This window comes from Ilumatobacter sp. (genome assembly GCF_049588435.1).
Lineage (GTDB): Bacteria > Actinomycetota > Acidimicrobiia > Acidimicrobiales > Ilumatobacteraceae > Ilumatobacter_A.
This window is the reverse complement of the sequence record NZ_JBAVYV010000150.1, coordinates 1-2,115: the sequence shown is the minus strand read 5'-3', so window position 1 is coordinate 2,115 and position 2,115 is coordinate 1. Positions and strand designations below refer to the sequence as shown.

Here is a 2,115-nt window from a genome sequence, read left to right as displayed (position 1 = left end):
ATCTACTACACGCTCGATGGGTCGAACCCGACGTACGACTCGACGATGTATCAGGCAGCTGGCATCCGTGAGGGTGGCGAGACGCTGACGATCTCCGAGACGACCACGATCAAGTGGTTCTCGGTGGATGCATCAGGCAACATCGAGGGCAAGTACAGCCCGGGACGTAACAACGCCCCGTCGGCGACGATCACGATCGAGAACTGAGCGTCAGCCCGGCAATGGGCAGATCTCACACGAAGGAAGGGGCCTCGAAAGGGGCCCCTTCCTTCTGCGTGCGGCGATGGCAGCCAGCGTCAGGGAGGGGTTGACGCACAATCGTTTGTTCGCTATCAACAGGAGGTGCCGACCAGACGTGCAAGCGTCCTCGGGGCGAAGCCGGGACCTAGCCGCAATGCATGCGACACCGTGACGCCCCTTGAGATGGTGGTACAGGAGGGTAAACGTGACCTCTACGACCAAACGACAGCACTGGCGTGTGCTCGTCGTCATCCTCGCAGCAGCCCTTGCGCTGGCGCTGCTCCCGGGAGCAGCGCCCGGTGAAGCGATCGACGACGAAATCGACGGTGCCGACGACGAGAAGGCACTCGTGACCTTGAGTATCCCGGACCGGGCGACGCTGGACGTGCTCGCCGACCAGGGGTACGACCTTGACCACAACGTGGAGGCAGCCGGCTCCGGCTTCACCGTGAGTGCCGTCGTGAAGGACTCGCAGCGCACCGCGATCGAGCAACTCGGTGTGGGCATCGACGTCGAGGCCACCGGGTCCGAGGTCAATGCGCTACGCGAATCGATGGTGGCCGAGCGTCAGGCGACGCTGGACGCCAATTCGGCGCTGGCCGCAGAGCTGGAACTGGAGGAAATCGACACCGTCGTCATCGCACGAGCCGACTACTTCACCTCGGAGGGTGAGGAGTACATCTCGGTCGAGGCGAAGACGAGTGACGGTGAGGACGTAGATCTCACGATCGCATGGGATGCCGGTCCGGGCACCGACTTCGGTGACGGCGGCACGGCCGAGCTGAACGACTTCACCGATGCGGACCAGTATCTGTATCACCGGGGCCAGTTCCAGCTGGGTGGCAGGGCTGAGCTGACGATCGCCGACGGCGCCGCCGCCGGTGGCTACACGGCGGTCGGTTCCAGCTTTGGTCCGGCGTTGGACACGACCGGGGTCACCGGCACAGTGGAGCTCGTCAACGACGATTCCGACGACCCGACCGAGGGTTGTGATCCGTTGGTCGGGTTCACCGCAGGCAACATCGCCCTGTTCGATCGTGGCTCGTGCCCGTTCACCGACAAGGTGGAGAACGCCGAGGCCGCCGGTGCAATCGCCGCCATCGTGGCGAACAGCAACAGTGGCGCCCCGTTCGCCATGACCGGCAACAGCGACACTGAGATCCCGTCGGCGATGATCGGCGAGGATGATGGTGCGACGATCAAGTCCGGTCTGCCCGCAGCTGGCACGATCGCGCTTCTGCCTCCATTGCCGCCGCCGACAAAGGTGCTGGTGACGAGCGAGAACGGTGGGTCGGCAGAGGCCGAGTTCACTGAATGGCTGGCGACGGACTTCCCCGAGCGGCCGCACCGGTATTTCCAGGGCTTCCTGCAGAACTACGGCCAGGCCATTGAGTACACCGAGATCATCGAGGAGATGGCCGCCGACTTCCCCGAGCTGACCGAGCTCATCGACCTGCCGAATCTGACCAACGGGTACCGCCGGCAGGCGATGCACCTGACCGGTGACGACCAAGACCAGCGCGTCGGCGCGACGTCGCATGCGTGGGGTCATGAGGGAGGCAACGACCTGACGATTGCCTACGTCGATCCGGGTGCTGCCGATTCGGCGCTTGCTGTGTCGGTGTCGGGCAACGACATCTCAGTGTCGCTGGCGACAGATGGTGACGGTGCGCTGATATCGACCGCCGCTGACGTGGTCGCCGCCATCAACGGCAACGCTGATGCGTCGGCCCTGGTGGAGGCCTACACCTACCGCGGCAACGACGGTGACGGCATCGTCGCGGCTCAGGACGCTGAGAGCTTCAGCGATGAGTTGGATGCACCGGCCGACGTCCCCCGTGAGCCATTCCAGGTGAAGATGCTCCGCATCTGCAC

The 2,115-nt window shown here is 64.3% G+C and carries 2 protein-coding genes; both read left to right on the top strand.

From position 1 onward, the window contains the following. A partial coding sequence (locus tag WBV89_RS05600) for a chitobiase/beta-hexosaminidase C-terminal domain-containing protein (RefSeq protein ID WP_423980351.1) occupies nucleotides 1-207 on the top strand: 207 nt, incomplete at its 5' end. Nucleotides 208-445: 238 nt separating this feature from the next. Beyond that, nucleotides 446-2,115 (top strand): PA domain-containing protein (locus WBV89_RS05595; RefSeq protein ID WP_423980350.1); only part of this gene is annotated, 1,670 nt, incomplete at its 3' end.